Origin of the sequence: Terriglobus roseus, assembly GCF_900105625.1 — a bacterium.
GTDB lineage: Bacteria > Acidobacteriota > Terriglobia > Terriglobales > Acidobacteriaceae > Terriglobus > Terriglobus roseus_B.
The window spans coordinates 2,759,428-2,779,458 of record NZ_FNSD01000001.1 but is presented as its reverse complement, the minus strand read 5'-3'; the positions used below and the strand labels follow the sequence as shown (position 1 = coordinate 2,779,458).

General features: G+C 60.4%; 16 protein-coding genes. 6 read left to right on the top strand and 10 right to left on the bottom strand.

Annotated elements, in window-relative coordinates:
• Positions 1-139: 139 nt before the first annotated feature.
• Entirely contained in the window at positions 140-1,399 is a 1,260-nt protein-coding gene (locus BLW03_RS11440) for a class I SAM-dependent rRNA methyltransferase (protein ID WP_083350726.1), read from the bottom strand.
• Between the two features lie 305 nt (positions 1,400-1,704).
• On the opposite strand from BLW03_RS11440, the gene lepA reads away from it, so the two are divergent.
• Complete coding sequence (gene lepA, locus BLW03_RS11435; protein ID WP_074654163.1) at positions 1,705-3,504, top strand: translation elongation factor 4; 1,800 nt, start codon at positions 1,705-1,707, stop codon at positions 3,502-3,504.
• A 385-nt stretch (positions 3,505-3,889) separates the two neighbouring features.
• Here the strand turns inward: lepA and BLW03_RS11430 are convergent, their stop codons facing one another.
• From BLW03_RS11430 to BLW03_RS11410, 4 genes are all read right to left on the bottom strand, one after another.
• Positions 3,890-4,297, bottom strand: coding sequence for a hypothetical protein (locus tag BLW03_RS11430; protein WP_074654162.1), 408 nt, complete (start codon positions 4,295-4,297; stop codon positions 3,890-3,892).
• Positions 4,298-4,556: 259 nt separating this feature from the next.
• On the bottom strand, positions 4,557-5,030 hold the full coding sequence (locus BLW03_RS11425; protein ID WP_074654160.1) for a hypothetical protein: 474 nt from the start codon (positions 5,028-5,030) through the stop codon (positions 4,557-4,559).
• Positions 5,031-6,658: 1,628 nt separating this feature from the next.
• Positions 6,659-6,988 carry a hypothetical protein gene (locus tag BLW03_RS11415; protein WP_074654157.1) on the bottom strand — a complete coding sequence of 110 codons (330 nt, stop codon included), beginning with the start codon at positions 6,986-6,988 and terminating at the stop codon, positions 6,659-6,661.
• On the bottom strand, positions 6,985-7,611 hold the full coding sequence (locus tag BLW03_RS11410) for an HNH endonuclease (RefSeq protein WP_212733186.1): 627 nt from the start codon (positions 7,609-7,611) through the stop codon (positions 6,985-6,987). The genes BLW03_RS11415 and BLW03_RS11410 overlap by 4 nt, the downstream gene beginning before the upstream one ends.
• A 412-nt stretch (positions 7,612-8,023) precedes the next feature.
• On the opposite strand from BLW03_RS11410, the gene BLW03_RS11405 reads away from it, so the two are divergent.
• Positions 8,024-8,470: a RidA family protein gene (locus BLW03_RS11405; RefSeq protein WP_083350482.1), complete on the top strand. Its 447-nt coding sequence runs from the start codon at positions 8,024-8,026 to the stop codon at positions 8,468-8,470.
• A 376-nt stretch (positions 8,471-8,846) separates the two neighbouring features.
• Here BLW03_RS11405 and BLW03_RS11400 read toward each other — a convergent pair whose 3' ends face one another.
• Positions 8,847-10,577: a rhamnogalacturonidase gene (locus BLW03_RS11400; RefSeq protein ID WP_074654155.1), complete on the bottom strand. Its 1,731-nt coding sequence runs from the start codon at positions 10,575-10,577 to the stop codon at positions 8,847-8,849.
• A 322-nt stretch (positions 10,578-10,899) separates the two neighbouring features.
• Here BLW03_RS11400 and sthA point away from each other — a divergent pair, with 322 nt between their 5' ends.
• Positions 10,900-12,312: a Si-specific NAD(P)(+) transhydrogenase gene (sthA, locus tag BLW03_RS11395; protein ID WP_074654153.1), complete on the top strand. Its 1,413-nt coding sequence runs from the start codon at positions 10,900-10,902 to the stop codon at positions 12,310-12,312.
• A gap of 54 nt (positions 12,313-12,366) precedes the next feature.
• On the opposite strand, the gene BLW03_RS11390 is transcribed toward sthA, so the two are convergent.
• Together BLW03_RS11390 and BLW03_RS11385 are read right to left on the bottom strand one after the other, a co-directional pair.
• Positions 12,367-12,681, bottom strand: coding sequence for a hypothetical protein (locus BLW03_RS11390; RefSeq protein ID WP_074654152.1), 315 nt, complete (start codon positions 12,679-12,681; stop codon positions 12,367-12,369).
• The gene (locus BLW03_RS11385; protein WP_074654150.1) at positions 12,681-13,256 is read right to left on the bottom strand and encodes a hypothetical protein; all 576 of its coding nucleotides are present in this window, start codon (positions 13,254-13,256) and stop codon (positions 12,681-12,683) included. Before BLW03_RS11385 ends, BLW03_RS11390 begins: the two co-directional genes overlap by 1 nt.
• A 126-nt stretch (positions 13,257-13,382) precedes the next feature.
• Between BLW03_RS11385 and BLW03_RS11380 the strand changes: the two genes are divergently transcribed.
• Positions 13,383-14,345 carry a cation diffusion facilitator family transporter gene (locus BLW03_RS11380; RefSeq protein WP_074654148.1) on the top strand — a complete coding sequence of 321 codons (963 nt, stop codon included), beginning with the start codon at positions 13,383-13,385 and terminating at the stop codon, positions 14,343-14,345.
• Positions 14,346-14,526: 181 nt separating this feature from the next.
• Here BLW03_RS11380 and BLW03_RS11375 read toward each other — a convergent pair whose 3' ends face one another.
• Positions 14,527-15,714, bottom strand: coding sequence for a glycoside hydrolase family 27 protein (locus BLW03_RS11375; protein ID WP_074654146.1), 1,188 nt, complete (start codon positions 15,712-15,714; stop codon positions 14,527-14,529).
• Positions 15,715-15,859: 145 nt separating this feature from the next.
• Between BLW03_RS11375 and galK the strand changes: the two genes are divergently transcribed.
• Together galK and BLW03_RS11365 are read left to right on the top strand one after the other, a co-directional pair.
• On the top strand, positions 15,860-16,975 hold the full coding sequence (gene galK / locus BLW03_RS11370) for a galactokinase (RefSeq protein ID WP_074654144.1): 1,116 nt from the start codon (positions 15,860-15,862) through the stop codon (positions 16,973-16,975).
• Positions 16,972-17,997: a UDP-glucose--hexose-1-phosphate uridylyltransferase gene (locus BLW03_RS11365; protein ID WP_212733185.1), complete on the top strand. Its 1,026-nt coding sequence runs from the start codon at positions 16,972-16,974 to the stop codon at positions 17,995-17,997. The genes galK and BLW03_RS11365 overlap by 4 nt, the downstream gene beginning before the upstream one ends.
• A 194-nt stretch (positions 17,998-18,191) precedes the next feature.
• Here BLW03_RS11365 and BLW03_RS11360 read toward each other — a convergent pair whose 3' ends face one another.
• On the bottom strand, positions 18,192-19,934 hold the full coding sequence (locus BLW03_RS11360; protein ID WP_074655954.1) for a DUF885 domain-containing protein: 1,743 nt from the start codon (positions 19,932-19,934) through the stop codon (positions 18,192-18,194).
• Positions 19,935-20,031 lie beyond the last annotated feature (97 nt).

The following is a 20,031-nucleotide window of genomic DNA, read 5'->3' as shown; positions in this document are numbered from 1 at the left end:
AGCACTGTCGTAAACGAATCGGTCTCCTGCGTTCAGCGCTTCCTTTGTGAATCGCCCGGAAGGCTGACCGATTGGAGGCGCAGACGGGAAAAGCCCGGCAACGATGCCGGGCTTCTTCGATCATGTTTGCGGATTTAGCCTAGTCCACGCGCAGAATCAGGCACTTCAGATAGGCCGTCTCCGGCAGCGTCAGCACCTCAGGATGATCCAGTGCAGCGCCACGTGTCTCCAACATCCGCACATGCTGGCCGGCATCCGCAGCGGCCTCGGCAACCGTCGCCGTAAACTCCTCGCGTGACACGTGGTGGCTGCAGGAGCAGGTGATCAACGTGCCGCCGGGACGCAGCATCCGCAGCGCGCGCAGATTCATCTCCTTATAGCCGCGCATCGCGCCCTCGGCCGCACGCTTTGTCTTCGCAAACGCCGGCGGATCCAGCACGATGGTGTCGAACTGCCGCTTCTCCGTGTCATACGCGCGCAGCAATTCGAAGGCATCGGCCTCGATCCACTCGACCTGGGCATTGATCTGCGCGCGATTGCGCTCCAGATTCGCCTCCGCCGTCTCCAGCGCGCTGCGGCTCGCATCCACACCCGTCACATGCGTGCAGACACGCGCCATATGCAGCGCAAATCCACCCTGGTACGTACAAATATCCAGCGCCTCGCCATGCGCATACGACGCAGCCGCCGCGTAGTTCATCCGCTGATCCAGAAACGCGCCCGTCTTCTGACCGGCATTCGCATCGAAGCCCAGCTTCAGACCGTTCAGTGTGAACTCCGTCTTCGGCGGTCCGGCGTGTCCTTCCCGAACAAATAGAGGCTCCGTCGACGGCGCCGGCAGCTTCTCCAACTCACGAATCCGCGGATCGGGCCGCTCGATGATGACATCGACACCGTCCACGGCAAGCTCACGCGCCAGCACCTCGCGCATGTCGTCCTGCGCCGTGCCCTGTGTCAGCAACTGCAGAATCACCAGGTTCCGATAGCGATCGGCCACAATGCCCGGCAGGTCATCCGCCTCAGAGAAGATCAGCCGCACAGCGTCAGTCGATCCGTCGGCCAGCATCGGCGTACGCAGCGCCAGCGCCGCACGCACCCGTGTCACAACATCTTCGAGGTACTCGCCACGATGGATCTTCGGCTCGGCCGAAACCTTGCGCGCCGCGATCAGCGAAGCCTCGCTATAGATCGCCGACCCAAACGGAATCCGCCGCGCATCCATCAGCGTGATCAACCCGCCCGCAGGCATCGCGACCGCACCCAGAGCGGGGATCAGCTCCTCAACATCCGTCCGATACACCCAAAGGTGCCCGGCCCGCAGCTTGTCCGCAGCCTTGTGATTGACGACGGCAGCAGGTCCAACCTCATCGGCCTCCAGCAGCTTCGGCTCACGATCCACCCACGGCGTCCGCCCAACCGGCTTGCGAGGATCGGACCCACGCTGCGCGCCACCGGGCTTGCGAACAAAACCATCGCTACGGCGAGCAGGACCATCGCCGTTGCGAGAACTACTCGGCCGAGCCGGACCAGCCGACTTGCGGCGTAAATCGGGAATACGCGGTCCATTGATATTGCGGGGAGGAATCTCAGCCATCCCTTATGGTCGCACGCAAGCATCAAGGGCTGCACCCGGAACGATGAGCACCGGGATCCACGACAGATCCGGCACGCCACCCCCAGCCCTGTAAACTAACCACAGACCGCATGGACCCCAAATACATCCGTAATTTCGCGATCATCGCGCACATTGACCACGGCAAAAGCACCCTCAGCGACCGCCTGCTCGAGCTCACCGGCTCGCTGACCCAGCGTGAGATGCAGGCCCAGGTCCTCGACGCCATGGACCTCGAACGCGAGCGTGGCATCACCATCAAGGCCCACTCCGTCCGCATGATGTACCAGGCCTCCGACGGCATCACCTACCAGCTCAACCTCATCGACACGCCCGGCCACGTCGACTTCTCCTACGAAGTCTCGCGCTCGCTCGCCTCGTGCGAGGGTGCACTGCTGGTGGTTGACGCCACCCAGGGCGTTGAAGCGCAGACACTGGCCAACGCCTATCTCGCCATCTCCAACGGCCTTGAGATACTGCCCATCATCAACAAGATCGACCTCCCCAGCGCCGACATCCAGCGCACCAAGGAGATGATCGAAACCACCGTGGGCCTGCCTGCAGACGATGCCATCTGCGTCAGCGCAAAGACCGGCCTCAACGTCGCCGACATCCTCGAGGCCGTCGTCACCCTCCTGCCACCACCGCAGGGCGACGCCACCAAGCCGCTCCAGGCACTCATCTTCGACAGCTGGTTCGACCCCTACAAGGGCGTCATCGTGCTCGCCCGCGTCATCAACGGCGTTCTCCGCACCGGCCAGCGCATCAAGCTCATGAGCAACGGCAAGGTCTTCGACGTCGAATCCATGGGCGTCCTCACGCCCAAGGCCGTCGAGATCAAAGAGCTCTCCGCAGGCGAAGTCGGCTTCTTCGTCGCGACCATCAAAGACGTCGCAGACACCAAGGTCGGCGACACCATCACCGACCCCGCCGAGCCCGCCACCGAAATGCTCCCCGGCTTTGAAGACATCAAGTCCATGGTCTTCGCCGGCCTCTACACCATCGAATCGCACGAGCACGGGGCGTTACGCGAGGCGCTAGGAAAACTCAAGCTCAACGACGCCAGCTTCTCCTTCGAACCGGAGTCGTCCGTAGCCCTTGGTTTCGGCTTCCGCTGCGGCTTCCTCGGCCTGCTCCACATGGAGATCATCCAGGAGCGCCTCGAGCGCGAGTTCGGCCTTGACCTCATCACCACCGCGCCCGGCGTGCGCTACAAGATCCACCTCACCGGCGGCGCCATGGTCGAGGTCGAGAACCCCAGCCGCTGGCCCGATCCCACCACCATCGAGAGCATCGAAGAGCCCGTCATCATCGCTAAAATCCTCACCAACGAGGAGTACGTCGGCAACATCCTCAAGCTCGTCGAGGAAAAGCGCGGCAAGCAGCAGAACATGGAGTACGTCAGCGCCAACCGCGTCATGATCACCTACGAACTCCCGCTCAACGAAATCGTCCTCGACTTCTACGACCGGCTCAAGTCCGTATCCCGCGGCTACGCCTCACTCGACTACCACCTCAGCGGCATGTGGACCAGCCCCATGGTCAAGATGGACATCCTCGTCGGCGGCGAACCCGTCGACGCGCTCTCCGTCATCGTCCACCGCGACTTCGCCTACGAACGCGGCAAGGCTCTCGTCCACAAGATGAAGGAACTCATCCCGCGCCAGATGTTCGAGGTCGCCATCCAGGCCGCCATCGGAGCCAAAATCGTAGCCCGCGAAACCGTCAGCGCCATCCGCAAAGACGTCATCGCAAAATGCTACGGCGGCGACATCAGCCGAAAGAAGAAGCTCCTCAACAAGCAAAAAGAAGGCAAAAAGCGCATGAAGCGCATAGGCCAGGTAGACATCCCCCAGGAAGCCTTCCTGGCAGTCCTAAAAATCGGCGAGTAACCCGACGGGTTCCCGCTCCGAGCCACCCACCAGTCGGGTGCCCCATTCATGACAGCTCCATAGTCATGAGTGGGCCTTCGCGCAAAGCGCGAACCGGAAAGCAGTGGCCTTCAAGCCACGGAAACACCCCAATGCTCAAGAAGCCGGGCTTCAGCCCCGGCACCCCACTCCAAACATCCCGCAGGCCACCAATCCGGGTGCCCCATGTCTCGCCACTTAGACACGGGCCATTCGCGCAGCGCGCGACCCCATTCGGAAGGGCACGGCTTCAGCCGTGCCGATAAAACCCCACCCAAAACAAACGCGCGGCCAATGCCTTTGGAGGACGATGCAGTTTTTGCCGCGCGATCAGAGAATCTCGCGGCTGGCCCTGTCCACCTTCAACTCACCAGCAGGGTGAAAGACGAATCCCATCAGCCACCGCCAGAGCTCTAGTCGCGCATCCTTTAAGGGCATCGAACACGGCCTGCCCCCACGGATCCTCGCAGGCAGCGCGACCGATGTCGATCTCGCAAAGCAGAGCGGGAATCTTCTCCGCATCCACCCACGAAATGTCGATCTGCATCTGGCTGAGTTCTGACAAGATCGGAAAACCTGGCGCAAAGATACCTACGCCTCCTTCCAATAGCTCCTTCTGGAGTCGCTCTTCGAAGTCATGGACTCCGAGTGCTCTCCAAAAAGACAAGATGCCTATATGTGGGATCAGACCGCATGCATCTGCGTAACTCGTGCGCTTGCCCGAAAGCCAAACACGAACTACTGATTGCATGTTTCCGCGAACTTCAACCCCCATCTAGTGCCCTTCCTTCTGTTCAGGCCGGTGTCCCTATGGAACTACAGGATAGGACGTGGCGACCGAGCAACGATCTGCACTCAGGACAAGGTGATTTGAATGCAGTTCATTCCCGTTCACATCCATTCCAATAATGTCTTGTCTAAGCGACCGTGGCGACTGCTCACGAGGAGCACCGCAACAAGTACAGTAAGTACCGCATTCCAGAGGAGAACGAGACGGATCATGGATTGCAATCTCTAGGGCTCTGGTTCGACGTCTACGGCGACGTGGGAATTGGTCTCCCGTCGATCTGAACGCCGAATACTTGCGGTGCCTCAAAAGCAGGTCTTTGAACGAGAATTCCCCAGCCTCCCAGGGGATCTTCCTCAGAAAGCGGGGCCACCTGATCACTTCCCGTGAAGTATCCGACCGCGACGTTGCCACTTCTCTTCTTCGCATGGAAGAAGAGCGTCCCATAACCACGATCGTTCAGTGCGAGAGTCACTGCTCTTCGTCCGTTTGGATCGAACAGCGACAACCCTGCCGCAGAACCGTCCAAAGTCTCGCCAAACTCTGCGGTCACATGCCCCTCGTGATCCACAACCTCGACACGCCTCGCCCGCAACACGTCGGCTTGCGGTACGCTCGCCTGTAGTGGCGGCTTGGCTGAGCGATCGTGACGATTGCCCACCAGCAAGACCACAACAAGTACGGTAAGGACAGCATTCCAGAGAAGAACGAGACGGATCATGGATAGCAACCTCCAGCGACGAAATCACTGTCATTGTGCAGGTTGCAAAGAGCTTAGGGAATCACAAATCCACTGCACCGTTGGTCAGGCTGCCGGGGCATTCGCGCGAAAGCGCGAGTCTAAAATCCTCTCCGACTACCCAAAGCATCACGAATCGGGTGCCCCATGTCTCGCACCTGAGACATGGGAATATCGCGCGAGCACGATCCGGAGAAAGCAGTGGCCTTCAGGCCACGGAAACACCCAATCCTCCAGAAGCCGGGCTTCAGCCCCGGCACCCCACTCCAAACAGCCCGTAGGCCACCAATCCGGGTGCCCCATGTCTCGCCACTTAGACACGGGCCATTCGCGCAGCGCGCGACCCCATTCGGAAGGGCACGGCTTCAGCCGTGCCGATAAAACCCCACCCAAAACAAACGCGCGGCCAATGCCCTTTGGAGGACGATGCAGTTTTTCCCGCGCGATCACAGAATCTCGCGGCTGGCCTTGTCCACCTTCAACTCACCAGCAGGGTGAAAGACTAATCCCATCAGCCACCGCCAGAGCCCTAGTCGCGCATCCTTTAAGGGCATCGAACACGGCCTGCCCCCACGGATCCTCGCAGGCAGCGCGACCGATGTCGATCTCGTAAAGCAGAGCGGGAATCTTCTCCGCATCCACCCACGAAATGTCGACGTGCATTTCCTCAAGTCCCGACAAGATCGGAAATGCTGGCGCGTACAAACCAATGCCTTCTTCAGACAGCTGCCTATGTAACCTACCCTCCGCTCCTTCGCGCCGCACCCTAAGTGCTCGCCAGAAAGGTTGGATACCGATCTCAGGGATTACCCCACATACATCCGCGTAGCTCGCCTGCTTGCTTGAGAGCCACACCCCAATCACAGATTGCATTTCGCCGCGAACTTCAACACACATCAGAACCTTCCGCCCGCCCGAAGTGGCTTCAGATACACCAGCGCCTTCTCATCGATGGGTGGCTTACCCAACACCGCAGCGGGGCCGGAAACATGACTGCAGTGCAAGGTGTACGACTCAGCTTTCAGCGACCCGGTGTCAGGGATCTCACGGTGATCCGTTTCACGCGCCATCTGTGGCGGATGTCGTAAGGCTAAATGCAGGTACAAAGGGGAGACTCCAACCAAACATCTCCGGCGACGTAATCTCCCTCTCGACACCCGGGTGGAAGCGGCACCCCGAGAAGCGATCCCGTCTCCGATATTGCCGTGATCCCGAAATCAAGAACGCAGCAATCGTGTCGAGGGTCTTGTGAGATATAGATAACCTCTGCATTCACGCGATAACGGTTTCTCTCGACTGGAAACGCTAATCTTTCTCTCACCGTTGAGAGTTCGAGCACGGCCGCGCAATGAAATTCAGCCACCCAGGTGAACACCTCACCCACGTAGTGCTCCGCACTCCCATCCTCGATCACATAGCGCTGCAACTGCAGCTTCCAATCGAACCCCATGGCAAACCTCGTGATACCTAACGATGAGTGGCTGCCTGTGGCCGCGACCTTCCACAGTGGCGCTATGCCTGAGCTGTAGCGTTATTTGATTTCCGGTAGTGCCGTATCAAGGACAAGTCTCTTCGCGGAAAAAGCGCAAGACTTATTGGCTTCTAACTGACTATCCGTTGAGCTTCATTTGCTCCAAGAACGTTGATACATCACGTCTGTGAGCGTCGTCGACGTCTTTGTCCGTGAAGAAAATAGCGTGAAATTCATGCCAGCTGTGGTCTAGGTCTGGATTAAACGGGAATTTATCAAAAAAGAGATCCGGTACTCTGGCAGCAGATGCCTCGAAGAAAAAGCCGTCGATCAAAGCCGCCGAAAGCTGGTCTGTGACCGCCTTTAACGTGGCATTTGAGTGATTAGAGAAAACGACGTGGCCATATTGTTTGAAGTTGCCCGCATCCCGATAGAGATAAGAGAACTCGACATTACAAGCTGCGCTCATTGCAGAAAGATCTCCTTCCGGTGGTAGCTCAAGAATTCTGCGTCGGGTGGAAACTTATCGGGGAGCGAAATCGCCTGTCCTTCATACTGCGTAAAGGCAGATCTCAAGAATGCATTGTCATTACGAACGAGCGCTCTTGAAAGCAAGAGAGTGAAGTCTTTCGCCAAAGTGATAAGGCCAGCGTCGAAAGCCCGATCATGAATCGCCGAAAGACAAAGTCCGTTACGAGGGTTAAGCCTATTCTTAGTGTCAGCTTTCCAAGGAATGATGTGACTAGCTACCAGCAGTCCACGTAGATGCGTTCCACTGATACAGCATTTGTAGTCATAGGCAGACAGAACGCTTTCCCGAAACAGCGGCTGTCCAACTCGTATGCGAGCCATCGCCTCCCTCGTTTGTCCTTCGTAGCTGATTTCGCCCTCTGACGGTTCGACTATGGTTTGAACATCAGGAGAATTCTCCGAAACCCTATCTGAGGCCTGCTTTGCTACCAACCAGAACCGCTCCCAGTCGTCTGTCATCTCAAACCACATGTCTGAATCAGCCTTGGAAGCGCCGGTTAGCCCTTTACGGCCAGTAAGGTAGATGGCTGGGTCCAAACTGGCGATGTTTGTCAGCTTCATCGCTAGCGAGGATGGAGTTCTACCGAGTGCTTTCGAAATGCGGACGATATCGGGATTCTTTGAATGCATCTGACCAAACGGTAACTCGCAGTAAAGTTTGAAAGCTATCAGGAGTTGTTCGCGGGTCCACGAAACTCTCTGCATGACTGGCTCCATTCCGTTGTCCATCTCGTTGGCTCACTATAGATGCGCTTGGGCTCAAAGCCATCGTTCTCAGGAGTCTCGCAGCGAAAGCTATCGACTCCAGATCCATTCATCTCTAAAGAAGAGAGTCCGTTGGCATGCTATTTCGCAAAGAGCTCACTAAGAAGTCGGCACATCCACGCTCGCTTCGGGGCGTTCTCGCACCTCACTTGCGCTCAAACCTCGCTACGCAGCCTTACCCCTGCAACTCCAAGATGTAACATTTCCCATGACCAAACACGTCACCCGCGCCGCTCTCGCCCTTCTGCTCGCTGCCCCTTTTGCTGTACACGCCCAGGCGAACAAGGCCATCGACTTCAACCCGCAGATGCCCTTCTCGGACGCTGTTGTCGCCGGCAAGACGCTTTACGTCGCCGGCCAGCAGGGCCCGGCTACCAGCGGCCCCACGAAGGGCAAGCTGGACGGTCTTGCCATTGAGGAGCAGACTGCCAACACTATTGCTGCCATCCAGCGGCTTGTTGAGAAGGCCGGCTTCAAGATGAGCGACCTGGTCAACGTCACCGTCTACATCACGGACCTGAACGACGTCCCCCGCATGAATGAGGTCTACAAGAAGCTGATGCCCAACCCCAAGCCTGCGCGGGCTACCGTGAAGGTTGCGGGCCTCATCGGCGACGCGAAGATTGAGATCTCGGCCATTGCCGTGAAGCAGTAGCTCGCGCCCGGACGCGGACGGAAAAGCTGTCAAGCCCCCAAACCAGCCATCTCCAACAAAACACAAGGAGATAAAGTTGGCCGGTGACTTCTTTGGGATCGCTACAATTGAGATAGGCGCATCTCACGCCCCGTCGCCGGGGCATTCGGTGCGCCATGCCCTGTGGCGGCTAAGTCCTTTCGAATCTGATTTTTTGCGTGTAACCCGTGTCGAATCAGATTTTTGCCGATTCGGGAATCGTCAACCTGTTTCGAATCTAATATTTAGGGGAAACCGGGGGAGGGGGCCCCCCCGCCTGTCTGGACTCAGACGACAAACCGCTGCCAGGTGCTGGCAGCGGTTTTGCCTGTCGACTTCCGAGTGCCGAGTGCGCCGGCTAGACGAGGTGGTCGTCAACGCTCTCGATCTGCTGGTCGCCGTAGAACTGGCAGCCGAAGAGACGGAAGTCGCGGACGTTGTGCAGACGGAACTGGTTGGTGCGGACTCGGTGTGGCAGCCGCAGCCGGAAGAGATCGACGGTGTCGCAATCGACCACCAGCAAGGCCGGTCGAGGCTTCGGTGCTGCGTCGGTGATTGGGTCCGGCGCGGCGGTTGCGAACTCCACGTTGCTGACTTGCAGTCCGCGAACGTGGCGAGCGTAGAGCCCGCTCGCTGGCACGTCGCCGAACATGTTGGGCTCCGGATAGCCCTGCGGCAGCTCCTGCGGCAGGCCGTCCGGACCGAGTGCCGCCGGGCCGGCCTGTCCGAAGCCGCTGGATGCGAAGCCCTTGTCGGCCGCGTCCATCTTCACCACGGCGGACGAGCCCACGCTGCTGAGCGCAGCCGCGTGGAAGTAGCTGTCGCTGAGCTGGATGTCTTCCAGCGCGTGCCCAGGAATGCCGGCGAAGATGCTCGGCATCGGGTCCGCATCGTGGCTCGTAATGTTGCTCATCAGCACGCGCTTGAGCGTTCCGACAGGAATCTCCTTCGGCCCGCGCATGCGCGACTGCAGCCGCAGGAAGAGCGGCGCGCCGCGCACGCCACGCATGGTGATGTTGCTGAAGGTAACGTCTTCCAGCCGAGCGCCATCGGCCGTCTCCAGCGCGAAGCCGCGACAGTGCTCGAAGATGCAGTTGCTGATGGTGATGTTGAGGAAGCCGCCGTTCGACTCGGTACCGCACTTGATGCGGCCGTGCCCGAAGAACCGCACCGGATTGACGTGCCGCTTCCACGTGCCGTCCAGCACGGAGCCAAGCTGGTAGCCGCCGGTAACGAAGCAGCCTGTGACGGTGACGTTCTCGGTGGGCCGCGCGTAGCCCAGCGCGAAGCTGCTCTTCGGGCAGATGCCGTCGTCCCACGGCGAGTTCACCGTGCAGTTGCTGATGCGCACGTTGCGGCAGCAGTCCACATCGATGCCGTCGCGATTGGTGTCGATCTTGACGTTGTCGATGGTCAGGTTGTCGACGCCGGTCGCCAGGATGCCGAACCACCCGGCCTGCAGCATGGAGAAGTCGCTGAGGATGACATTGCGACAGTTCTTGAGCGCGATCGCCTTGTTGGCGACGCCGGGCTTGCCGCTGAGCGGAAGTTCAGCGTCGTCGTCGTGGCCACGGCTGAGGTTCTTGCCCCAGATCAATCCGGGGCCGAAGATGCCGATGTCATGCAGGTTCTCGCCCCACAGCAGCGAGTTGTGCCAATGATTGTGACCGTAGTCCTGATAAGGCTCGATCGCGGGATTCTGCGGCTCGGCAGCGTCGTAACCGCCCGTCGCGACGCCGTCTCGAGCGATGGGAGCGGCGAGGATCGTCGCGCCCTGCTGCAGAAAGAGCGCCACGTTGCTCTTGAGGCGAATGGAGAAGCACGCGTAGACGCCAGCCGGGAAGACGACGGTTCCGCCGCCAGCGTTCGCTGCCGCCTGGATCGCTCGGTTGACCGCAGGCGAGTCGATGGTGACACCATCGCCCGTTGCGCCGTATGTGCGGACGTTGAAGTACGCCTCGTGCGCTGCGGTTGCGACTGCAGCCTTGCGCGCCGGTGACTGTGCCAGCGCTGGCTGCGCCAGTGTGACCGCGCCCCCGGCTGCGGTGAGTCCGGCTCTGCGTAGAAACTCGCGACGAAACTCCTTCACGCGGCTGATCTCCCTTGCGAATGTGGTCGATAAGGGTCTGGCAGCGGGTATAGTTCGCGGCCGCGACAAACTCGCAACCAAGTGTAGCCGCAGCACGTGTGTTGTGAGGAATTGTCGCAAGTCGTCGTTAATCAAGTGACCCATTCTGCCTGCGCAAGCGTTGCGCTTCACAGAATGGCCGGGGTTGCTGTGGTAGCCTGAAGTCCGAAACCCGGCAGAAAAATCGCACAACAGCGGCTCTTCTGAACCGGCCTTTTATGCACCACGAACCGCAGAGAAAAGCGCGCCGCGTCCTGCCAACCAGAGGAAAGCCGCCATCGCCATGAGCAGTGCACCAACGGGCAATGTGTACGACCTGATCGTCATCGGTTCCGGACCCGCGGGACAACGCGCCGCTATCTATGGTGCGAAGTTGGGCAAACGAGTAGCGCTGATCGAGATGCGCGAAGTCGTCGGCGGTGCCTGTATCAACACCGGCACGATCCCTTCCAAGACCATGCGTGAAGCCGTTCTTCACCTGAGCGGCTACAACTACCGCTCGATCTACGGCATGAACTATCGCGTGAAAGAGCGCATCACGATGGCGGATCTCGCCTTCCGTGTGCAGCATGTCATCAAGACCGAGATTGACGTCACCGAAGCGCAACTGTCCCGCAACAATATCGACATGTTCACGGGCACCGCATCGTTCGTCGACCCGACACACCTGAAGGTGACGAACTCGCGCGGCGACAACGTCTACGAGTCGAAGAACATCATCATTGCCACCGGCACCAAGCCGGCAGCCAGCGACAAGGTGCCCATCAATGGCACCACCATCATCAACAGCGATCTTGTGCTGGATCTGAAGCAGCTGCCCAAGACGATGATCATCGTCGGTGGCGGCGTCATCGGCGTCGAGTACACCTGTATGTTTGCGGCACTCGGCGTTCGCTGCACGCTCATTGAGCGCCGTCCGCGCCTGCTGGAGTTTGCGGATCAGGAGATCGTCGAAGCGCTCAGCTATCACCTGCGCGACAGCCGCGTCACCATGCGCCTCAACGAAGAGGTGGAGTCCGTCGTCGAGAACGAAGACGGCACTGTGACCGCGCTGCTTGAGAGCAAAAAGAAGGTCCAGGGCGACGCGCTGCTGTACGCCGTCGGTCGCCAGGGCAACGTGGATGAGCTGCAGCTCGGCAACATTGGCGTGGAATCCGACAGCCGCGGTCGCATCCCCGTCGACAAGGATTACCGGACGAAGTGTCCCTCGGTCTTCGCCGTCGGCGACGTCATCGGCTTCCCGTCGCTTGCCTCGGTATCGATGGAGCAGGGCCGCATCTCAGCCGCTCGCGCTTTCGGTGACGAGAGCATCCTGTCGAACCCGAGCTTCTACCCGTACGGTATCTGGACGATTCCGGAGATCAGCTTCCTCGGCAAGACCGAAGAGCAGCTCACAGAGGAAGACGTGCCCTACGAAGTGGGCGTGGCCTACTACCGCGAGATCGCCCGCGGCCAGATCCGTGGCGACACGACGGGTCGTCTGAAGCTCATCTTCCATCGTGAGAACAAGTCGATCCTCGGCGTGCACATCATCGGCGAAGGGGCCAGCGAGCTGCTGCACATCGGCCAGGCTGTCATGGCGCTCGGCGGCAATATCGACTACTTCGTCGAGACCGTCTTCAACTACCCGACACTCGCCGAGTGCTACAAAGTAGCCGCCTTCAACGGCCTGAACCGCCTCCGTCGCGGCGACTGAGCCACCGAATCCGGTCCTCCTGCCCATGATGATCCCGGGCGGGAGGAACAACGCTTAGAACATCCGTTCCACGGGCGGATATGTCAGCAGCAGACCCAGCGCCAGCAGACTCAGAGCCAGCGCTCCTGCTGCTCCCATGCGGATTGGCCGTGTCTGCCAGCGCTTCCCCAGCACTGCCCAAACTGCCAGCCAGACCACAATGGCAGCCGTGCTGACGCCTGAGAGCGCGCCCGAAGGCTTGTACAGGTTGAAGTAAGCCGGCTTCAGCGCGCCCAGGATGTAGAAGACACCCATGGCGAATGAGCCGGCGCCTGCCGCCACCATCGCCGCGGCCACACCCCCCAGTCCTGGTTCAGATGCAGGTCGCATCAACGCACCTCCAGGCGAGCCACCGCATGTGGTTCCGGCACTGCTCTCGTACCCTCGGTCGGAGCTGCCTTGTTCAGGAAGGCGCCCACAACTGCGGGCACGGCTGTGGCCAGCAGAGCTGCGAGTCCGAAACCAAGCAGCGTCCGCCGCACCTCGGGATGCCTGCGAATCTCACCCGGATATCGCGCAAATACCCACGCCAGCATGGTGAACGCAATGGGCGCCAGGAACGCTACATGCTCCTTCCACTCCATACCAAGGGAGTGCAGCCCCGCCGTCTGCGCGGAAGCCAGCAGCAGCGACCGTGGATACGCATGAAGATCGGCCCCCGCGGGCTGAACGGCACGGTACCAGGGATAGACAATGTAGGTTCCTGAGAACACGGCCAGCCAGCCGAGCAACGCCGTTACCGCGAGATACGTCGACTCAAGCCGTCGGCCGCGTGCTGACATGGGTGCTGCGACCGGACCGTGCCAGGCGCGAAAAAGTTCCATCACCATGGCATAGGCCGCCAAAAGGAAGAAGCCGCCAAACAGCATGCCATGAACCACAGTCCAGGTGCCGCGATAAGTCATCCAATCCTCTGCGAGCCTTGATGGTGGGACAGAGCAGATTGTGCCATAAATGGGAAACGTCGCGGTGAACCTACCGTGACTGCTGCCCAGGGGCTACCCTGAAAGAGCTTGGAACGCAGGAGGGTCATGGCGCACGATCACGATCACAGCGGGCATGGACATGTGCATGGGCCCACCAGCGGTAAACGCATGTGGATCTCGCTCGTCGTCACGCTTCTGTTCTGTGCGGGTGAGGCGATCGCCGGTCTGATTTCTCACTCGCTTGCGCTGCTCTCGGACGCGGGCCACAACGTGAGCGATGCCGTCGCGCTCGGCCTTGCTGCGTATGCCGTCGCGGCCATCAAGAAGCCTGCTGCGGGGCGACACACTTACGGCTACATCCGCATCTCCACACTGACCGCCCTCTTCAACTCCAGCACCCTCGTCGTCATCGCGATCTGGATCGCCATTGAGGCCGTCGGGCGCTTCCGCCATCCGGAAGCCATCACGGGCAACCTGATGATCGGCGTCGCCTGTATCTCCGTGCTCATGAATACGGTCATCGCACTTGCTCTCGCGGGCGATGCAAAGCACAGCCTGAACAGCCGCGCCGCGTTCATCCACATGGCAGGCGATGCACTCTCTGCCGTCGCTGTCGTCCTCGCCGGCGTTATTGTGCATTACACCGGATGGCTCTACGCCGATCCGATTGTCTCGCTGATGATCGCTGTCTTCATCTTCTGGTCGGCGATTGGGATCGTCCGCGATGCCAGCGACGTCCTGATGGAAAAGGCTCCCAAGGGTCTGGATGTCGAAGAGATGGCCGCACGCATTGGTGGCATCGATCCCGTCTGCGGCGTGCACGACGTTCATGTGTGGACCGTGGGCGAAGGCCGCAATCTTCTGAGCTGCCACGTCGCTCTGCCTGCCGAATACACACTGCTGGAGACCACAGCGGTCGTGGCAAAGATCGACAGAATGCTGCACGACGACTTCGGCATCGAGCACGCCACCATCCAGCCGGAAGAGAACGGCCTGTGCAAGATGGCCCACGCACCCACCGTCTTCTGCACCATGGAAGCCCACGCGCACGCCGGTCACTCGCACTAGTCATTCCCCGAATTGGTGCAACGTAGGGGTGTTCCATCCCATGCGCGCTCCATGCGCATGAGTGGAATTTCGCGCGAGCTCGACCGCACCACCACCGTAAAGTTCGCGCACTACGCTCGAATGCCCCACCTTCCGCAATGAAGCGCGGAGAAAATGGGGCATCCGGGTTTGTCTTGTTCCGTTACTTTGAGAAGCGGAGCAGCAGCATCTCATGCCGCCGTAGCACGACCTTGTAGTCGTCCTTGATAGCGCCGAGGTCCTTCGCCGCCCAGACGTCGCGTGCCTTCATGCCGGTAGTTACACCCGCCTCTTTCAGGTGCAATGGGATACCGCGAAGGAACGTGGTGTCTTCGCCGAAGTTGATGATCGCGAGTGCGCGTCCACCATCGGCCAGAGGACGCGACCAGATCTGCACTGGTCCCTCCTGGTAGACGCGCTCTGCCTGACGTCCCAGCGAGTCCTGGTCAATGGCGATGACCTCACGATTGGTCAGGACGCCGGTGATCTCCGATGTCAGCTTGGTCAGGTTGTTGCCTGCCAGCAACGGCGCGGCGAGCATCGCCCACATGCCCATGTGCGTGCGGTTCTCATCCAGCGTCAGCTTGCCGTTGCCGACCTCCAACATGTCCGGATCGTTCCAGTGACCGGGACCTGCGTACTTGCCCAGACCGACGTTGCTGTTGGCGATGAGCGCGATGCTGGGGAAGTTCTCCTTCACGTCATCCGTGGTGCGCCACAGGTTGCCGCCCACCTCTGCGCCCCACTGCCATACGGAATCAAAGCCGTATTGGCAAAGGCTGTACACGATAGGCCGGCCCGTCTTCACCAGCGCGTCGTGCATTTTCATGTAGGCATCGCGCATCATCGCGTTCTGCTTCAGCTTGTCGTTGGGCGCATCCGCGTTCATCTTGGTGCGGAAGCCGCACAGGTCGTATTTCAGATAGTCGATCCCCCACGACGCATACAGATCGGCGTCCTGCTGCTCATGGCCTAGGCTCGCCTCGTAGTGGGCGCATGTCTGGTCGCCCGGTCCGCTGTAGATGCCAAGCTTCAGGCCCTTGCTGTGGACGTAGTCGGCAAGCCCCTTCATGTCCGGGAACTTTTCGTTCGTGTGCAGCACGCCGCTGGCATCGCGCTTGCCCTCCCACGTGTCGTCAATGTTGACGTAGACGTAGCCTGCATCGCGCATGCCGCTGGAGACGATCAGGTCAGCGGCCTGCTTTACATCCTCCTGCGTGACCTTGCCGGCGAACCAGTTCCAACTATTCCATCCCATCGGTGGTGTTGCGGCCAGCATGGGTTTGGACTGTGCGCGGGCAACCGGCAACAGTGTGACGAGGGCGATCAACGAGAGCGCGAGTCGGCGCATTTTGCTTACTCCAAAAGTGCAGATGAATGTCCGGGGAGAAGGATACGCCAGCGGCTACAACTTGCAAGTGGCGGGCCAAGGAGCGCAAGCCCGCGATATCCTGCTGAGCGAGAGGTGTCCCCTGGTACCGGTCAAACATTGCAGCATGCAGTACACAGCCCCGGGTCGCGTGAACCTGCTGGGCGAGCACACGGACTACACCGGCGGCCTGGTACTGCCCATGGCCATTCCCTTTGCGACGACCGCATCCATCAGCGCGGCAGACGCGGGCTACCGGTTCACCTCAACCGCCTTCGAAAACACGCGCGATACGTATGCCGGTGATGACACACCCAAAGCCAATGACTGGAGCGACTACCCCGTGGGCGTTCTGCGTGAGTTGCTGGCGCTGGGCCTTGAGGTTCCACCGTTCTCGCTGAATCTGGATGGCGATGTACCGCTCGGAGCGGGGCTCAGTTCGTCCGCCTCCATCGAGGTAGCAACCACCGTTGCCCTGCTGCACCACAGCAAGGCAAGCCTCTCCGCGCAGGAGATGGCGCTGCTCTGCCAGCGTGCGGAGAACCGATATGTAGGATCGCCGTGCGGCATCATGGATCAGTTCGTTGTGACCGCCGCTATAGAGGGCCATGCGCTTCTGCTGAACACGCGCGACCTGTCGTTTGAGCACTTGCCCATGAACTCCGGAGCACTTGCGGAGTGCAGTGTCGTCGTCGCGAATTCCATGGTGAAACACTCGATCGCCAATGGCGACTACGGCACGCGCCGCAACGAGCTTGAGGTGGGGCAGGCCGCCATCTGTCAGGCCTACCCGCAGGTGCGCGACCTCGGTGACGCTTCCATGGAACAGCTCGAGGCCTGCCGCTCCGCAATCCCGGCGGAGTCCTACCTGCGCTGCAAGCACGTCATCACTGAAAATGCCCGGGTCCGCGAAGCAGCCGAATCTATGAAGCGCGGCGATGCCGCAGCACTGGGTGATGCCATGAATCGGTCGCACGCGAGCCAGCGCGACGACTTCCAGGACAGTGTGGCGGAAATAGATTTTCTGGCCGCAACCGCAGTCACTCTGTACGGTTGTTATGGCTCCCGTCTCACAGGCGGCGGCTTCGGCGGCTGCACCGTAAACCTGGTCTTAACGACGGCGGCTGAATCGTTTCAAAGAGATCTCGCGTCGGCGTATCGTAAGCGTTATCAGATAGATGCGGAAATTTACCGATGCACCCCGTCCGACGGTGCAGTGGCACGCCTGGAGCGCAACGCGTGAACGACATCCTGCTGCAATCGCCCCACCGCCGATGGAACCCACTCAAGGCAGAGTGGGTCCTGGTATCGCCGCATCGCACACAGCGTCCGTGGCAGGGTCAGACCGAGGACATCGCAACGGCCTCGGTGCCGCACTATGACCCGGCCTGCTACCTGTGTCCCGGCAACCCACGCGCCGGCGGTGAGCAGACGCCCCAGTACGATGGCACCTTCGTCTTCACCAACGACTACGCGGCCCTGAAACCCGAAGCGCCGCAGATCGACCAGGACATCAACGGCCTGCTGCGCGCCGAGACAGAGCGTGGCATCTGCCGCGTCCTCTGCTTCAGCCCGCGGCATGACCTCACACTGGCGACGATGGAAGTGCCTGCGATTCGCCGTGTCGTCGACGTGTGGGCCCAGCAGGAAGTAGAACTGGCCGCACATCCCGAGATTCGCTACGTCCAGGTCTTCGAAAACCGTGGTGCCATGATGGGTGCCAGTAACCCGCATCCGCATGGGCAGATCTGGGCCACCGAACACGTGCCCAACGAGCCAGCCACCGAGACCCGCGCACAGATGGCGCACTTCACACAACACGGTGAGCCGCTGCTGATGGCCTACCTGCGCACCGAGCTGCAGCAACGCGAGCGCATCGTCGCAGAGAACGAGGCATGGGTCGCGCTCGTTCCCTTCTGGGCAGTGTGGCCGTTTGAAACGCTACTGCTGCCGCGCGAACACGTGACCTCCATCAGCGCGCTGAGCACATCGCAACGCGAGGGTCTCGCGGAGATGCTGAAGCAGGTGACCGCGGGCTACAACCGCGTCTTCGAAGCGCCCTTCCCCTATTCCATGGGCTTTCACGGTGCTCCATGCGATGACGAACCGCATCCCGAGTGGCAGTTGCACGCGCACTTCTATCCACCGCTGCTGCGCTCTGCGACGGTGCGAAAGTTCATGGTGGGCTTTGAGCTTCTTGGCTCACCGCAGCGTGACATCACGCCGGAATCCGCAGCGGCCACACTGCGATCCGCGATTGGCTAAAGCGCGTCCCGCTGAGACGTTTGTCTTTCAGCGCCCTACTGCACGTGACAGAGGTCGCTGGGTTTAAGTTCGGGAGCTTCGAATCAACAGGCTGAGGGCCCACGCCTTCCCAGCCCAGGGCAACGTCTTGGGTTATGCGCGACGCGCCGTGTGCGACAGTATCCCTCGGTGCGATCGAGCAGCACCGCTGCAGCCTACTTCGCTGCAGCCTGCTGATCAATCCACTTGGAGACGCGCGCATCCAGTACATCGAGGGGCATCGCGCCGCCGTCGAGCACTTCATCGTGGAAGGCCTTAATGTCGTACCTGGCGCCGAGCTTTGCCTTGGCTCTATCGCGCAGCTTGCGAATTTCAAGCTGTCCCATCTTGTACGCGAGCGCCTGTCCTGGCCATGCGATGTAACGATCCGTCTCCGTCTGCGCCAGGGCATCGTTCACGTCGTTCTCGTGCATGTATGCGATCACCTTTTCGCGTGACCACCCAAGATCGTGGATACCCGTATCGACCACAAGCCGCACCGCACGGAACAGCTCGGAGTTCAGGCGGCCATAGTCAGAGATCGGATCCTGGTAGAAGCCCACTTCCTTGCCAAGCTCCTCCGCATAGAGCGCCCAGCCTTCGGTGTATGCGGTGTATCCGCCGCGCAGCCGGAACTTCGGGAGACCCTTCAAGGTCTGCGCTACGCTGATCTGGTTGTGGTGTCCGGGCACGCCCTCGTGATACGCCACCGCCTCATCCAGCACCAGCGTGCGTGTGGTGGGATTGGCGACTGCCACGACGACTCGACCAGGACGCTTTCCATCGGGCGAGCCTGCGTTGTAGTGCGTAGCTTCGGCTGCGGCAAAGTCGGGAATAGCCTCGACCGTAACGGGAGACTTCGGCAGCAGGTTGAAGAGCTGTGGCAGCTTTGGCTCCATCTGGTGGATGTACTTTGCGAAGTCATCGACGATCTGTTCCTCGCTCGTCGGCTTCCACTTAGGGTCCGCATTGATGGCAGCGCGCCAGCTTGCCAGATCCTTGTAGCCCGCCTTCTTCGCAAGCACGGTCATATCTTCCGTAATGCGCTTCACTTCGCTGAGGCCGATGGCGTGCACCTGCGCCGGTGTCACCTCCAGCGTGGTCATCTGCTTCACCGCTTCTGCGTAGCGGCGCTTGCCATCCGGCAGGCTCTCGATGGAGAGCGCCGTGCGGCCCTTGGGCGCGTACTCCTCCCGCAGGAATGTCGCAAACTGCTTGTACGCCGGGAGAACATCCGTGTTGACCGCAGAGGTCATCGCCTCCGTGAGCTTCGCCTTATCCGCATCGCTGAAGCTCGCCGGAAATTTCTTCAGCGGCAAGAGGAACGGGTCGGCGGCAACGATGCCGTCACACTGTCCTGCAAGCTTGTCCGTGATGAGCTTCGGCGGCATCAGGCCATCCTTCAAGCCCTGGCGCATCACCTCGGCGGTCTGCTTCAACACACGCGGAATCGCATGCAGACGCGCGATGTAATCCTCGTAGTGCTGCACCGAATCGAACGGCACGGAGAGTGGCAGGTCAGCCAGTCCGGTGTGAACGCCGCTCTGCTGGTTCACCGGCATCTCGTAGTTCTTCAGGCTGTAGCTGACATCAGACTGCTCCAGGCGACGCACGAGCAACTGGTGCGACGTGAGGTCCGTGTCGTCCATGCCGGTGGTGGGGATAGCCTTCAGGCGTGCGAGAAATGCATCGCTGTCTGCGTGCTCTTTCGCGATGGCATCCAGCGACACCTCGGCCAGCAGCGCGTTGTAGCGGAAGTCTCCAAGCGAAGTTGCGCTGGTCGGATTCCGTTTCAGGTTCGCCTGAAAGTACTCCTCAAAGAGCGCGTTCTGTTGTGCAACGCGGTCTGCAACGGGTGCAGGCTGCGCAAGGGCCGGCACTGCGGTGCAGCAGAGAAGGAGAGCGGGAAGAAGTCGCATACGCCACAGGCTAGCAGTGATGTCTCCAGACAGAAAGTCTTTTGCACGAACAAGCGACGAGATGAAAAGCAAACGCTGATGGAAGACAATAGAGTCC

Bases quoted from the DNA above. Each gene is read 5' to 3' on its own strand.
- BLW03_RS11390 (WP_074654152.1), bottom strand. From the start codon at position 12,681: ATGCGACCTGCATCTGAACCAGGACTGGGGGGTGTGGCCGCGGCGATG.
- BLW03_RS11410 (WP_212733186.1), bottom strand. From the start codon at position 7,611: ATGAAGCTGACAAACATCGCCAGTTTGGACCCAGCCATCTACCTTACT.
- BLW03_RS11375 (WP_074654146.1), bottom strand. From the start codon at position 15,714: ATGCGCCGACTCGCGCTCTCGTTGATCGCCCTCGTCACACTGTTGCCG.
- BLW03_RS11430 (WP_074654162.1), bottom strand. From the start codon at position 4,297: ATGGGGGTTGAAGTTCGCGGAAACATGCAATCAGTAGTTCGTGTTTGG.
- BLW03_RS11415 (WP_074654157.1), bottom strand. From the start codon at position 6,988: ATGAGCGCAGCTTGTAATGTCGAGTTCTCTTATCTCTATCGGGATGCG.
- BLW03_RS11380 (WP_074654148.1), top strand. From the start codon at position 13,383: ATGGCGCACGATCACGATCACAGCGGGCATGGACATGTGCATGGGCCC.
- galK (WP_074654144.1), top strand. From the start codon at position 15,860: ATGCAGTACACAGCCCCGGGTCGCGTGAACCTGCTGGGCGAGCACACG.
- sthA (WP_074654153.1), top strand. From the start codon at position 10,900: ATGAGCAGTGCACCAACGGGCAATGTGTACGACCTGATCGTCATCGGT.
- BLW03_RS11405 (WP_083350482.1), top strand. From the start codon at position 8,024: ATGACCAAACACGTCACCCGCGCCGCTCTCGCCCTTCTGCTCGCTGCC.
- BLW03_RS11360 (WP_074655954.1), bottom strand. From the start codon at position 19,934: ATGCGACTTCTTCCCGCTCTCCTTCTCTGCTGCACCGCAGTGCCGGCC.
- BLW03_RS11385 (WP_074654150.1), bottom strand. From the start codon at position 13,256: ATGACTTATCGCGGCACCTGGACTGTGGTTCATGGCATGCTGTTTGGC.
- lepA (WP_074654163.1), top strand. From the start codon at position 1,705: ATGGACCCCAAATACATCCGTAATTTCGCGATCATCGCGCACATTGAC.
- BLW03_RS11425 (WP_074654160.1), bottom strand. From the start codon at position 5,030: ATGATCCGTCTCGTTCTTCTCTGGAATGCTGTCCTTACCGTACTTGTT.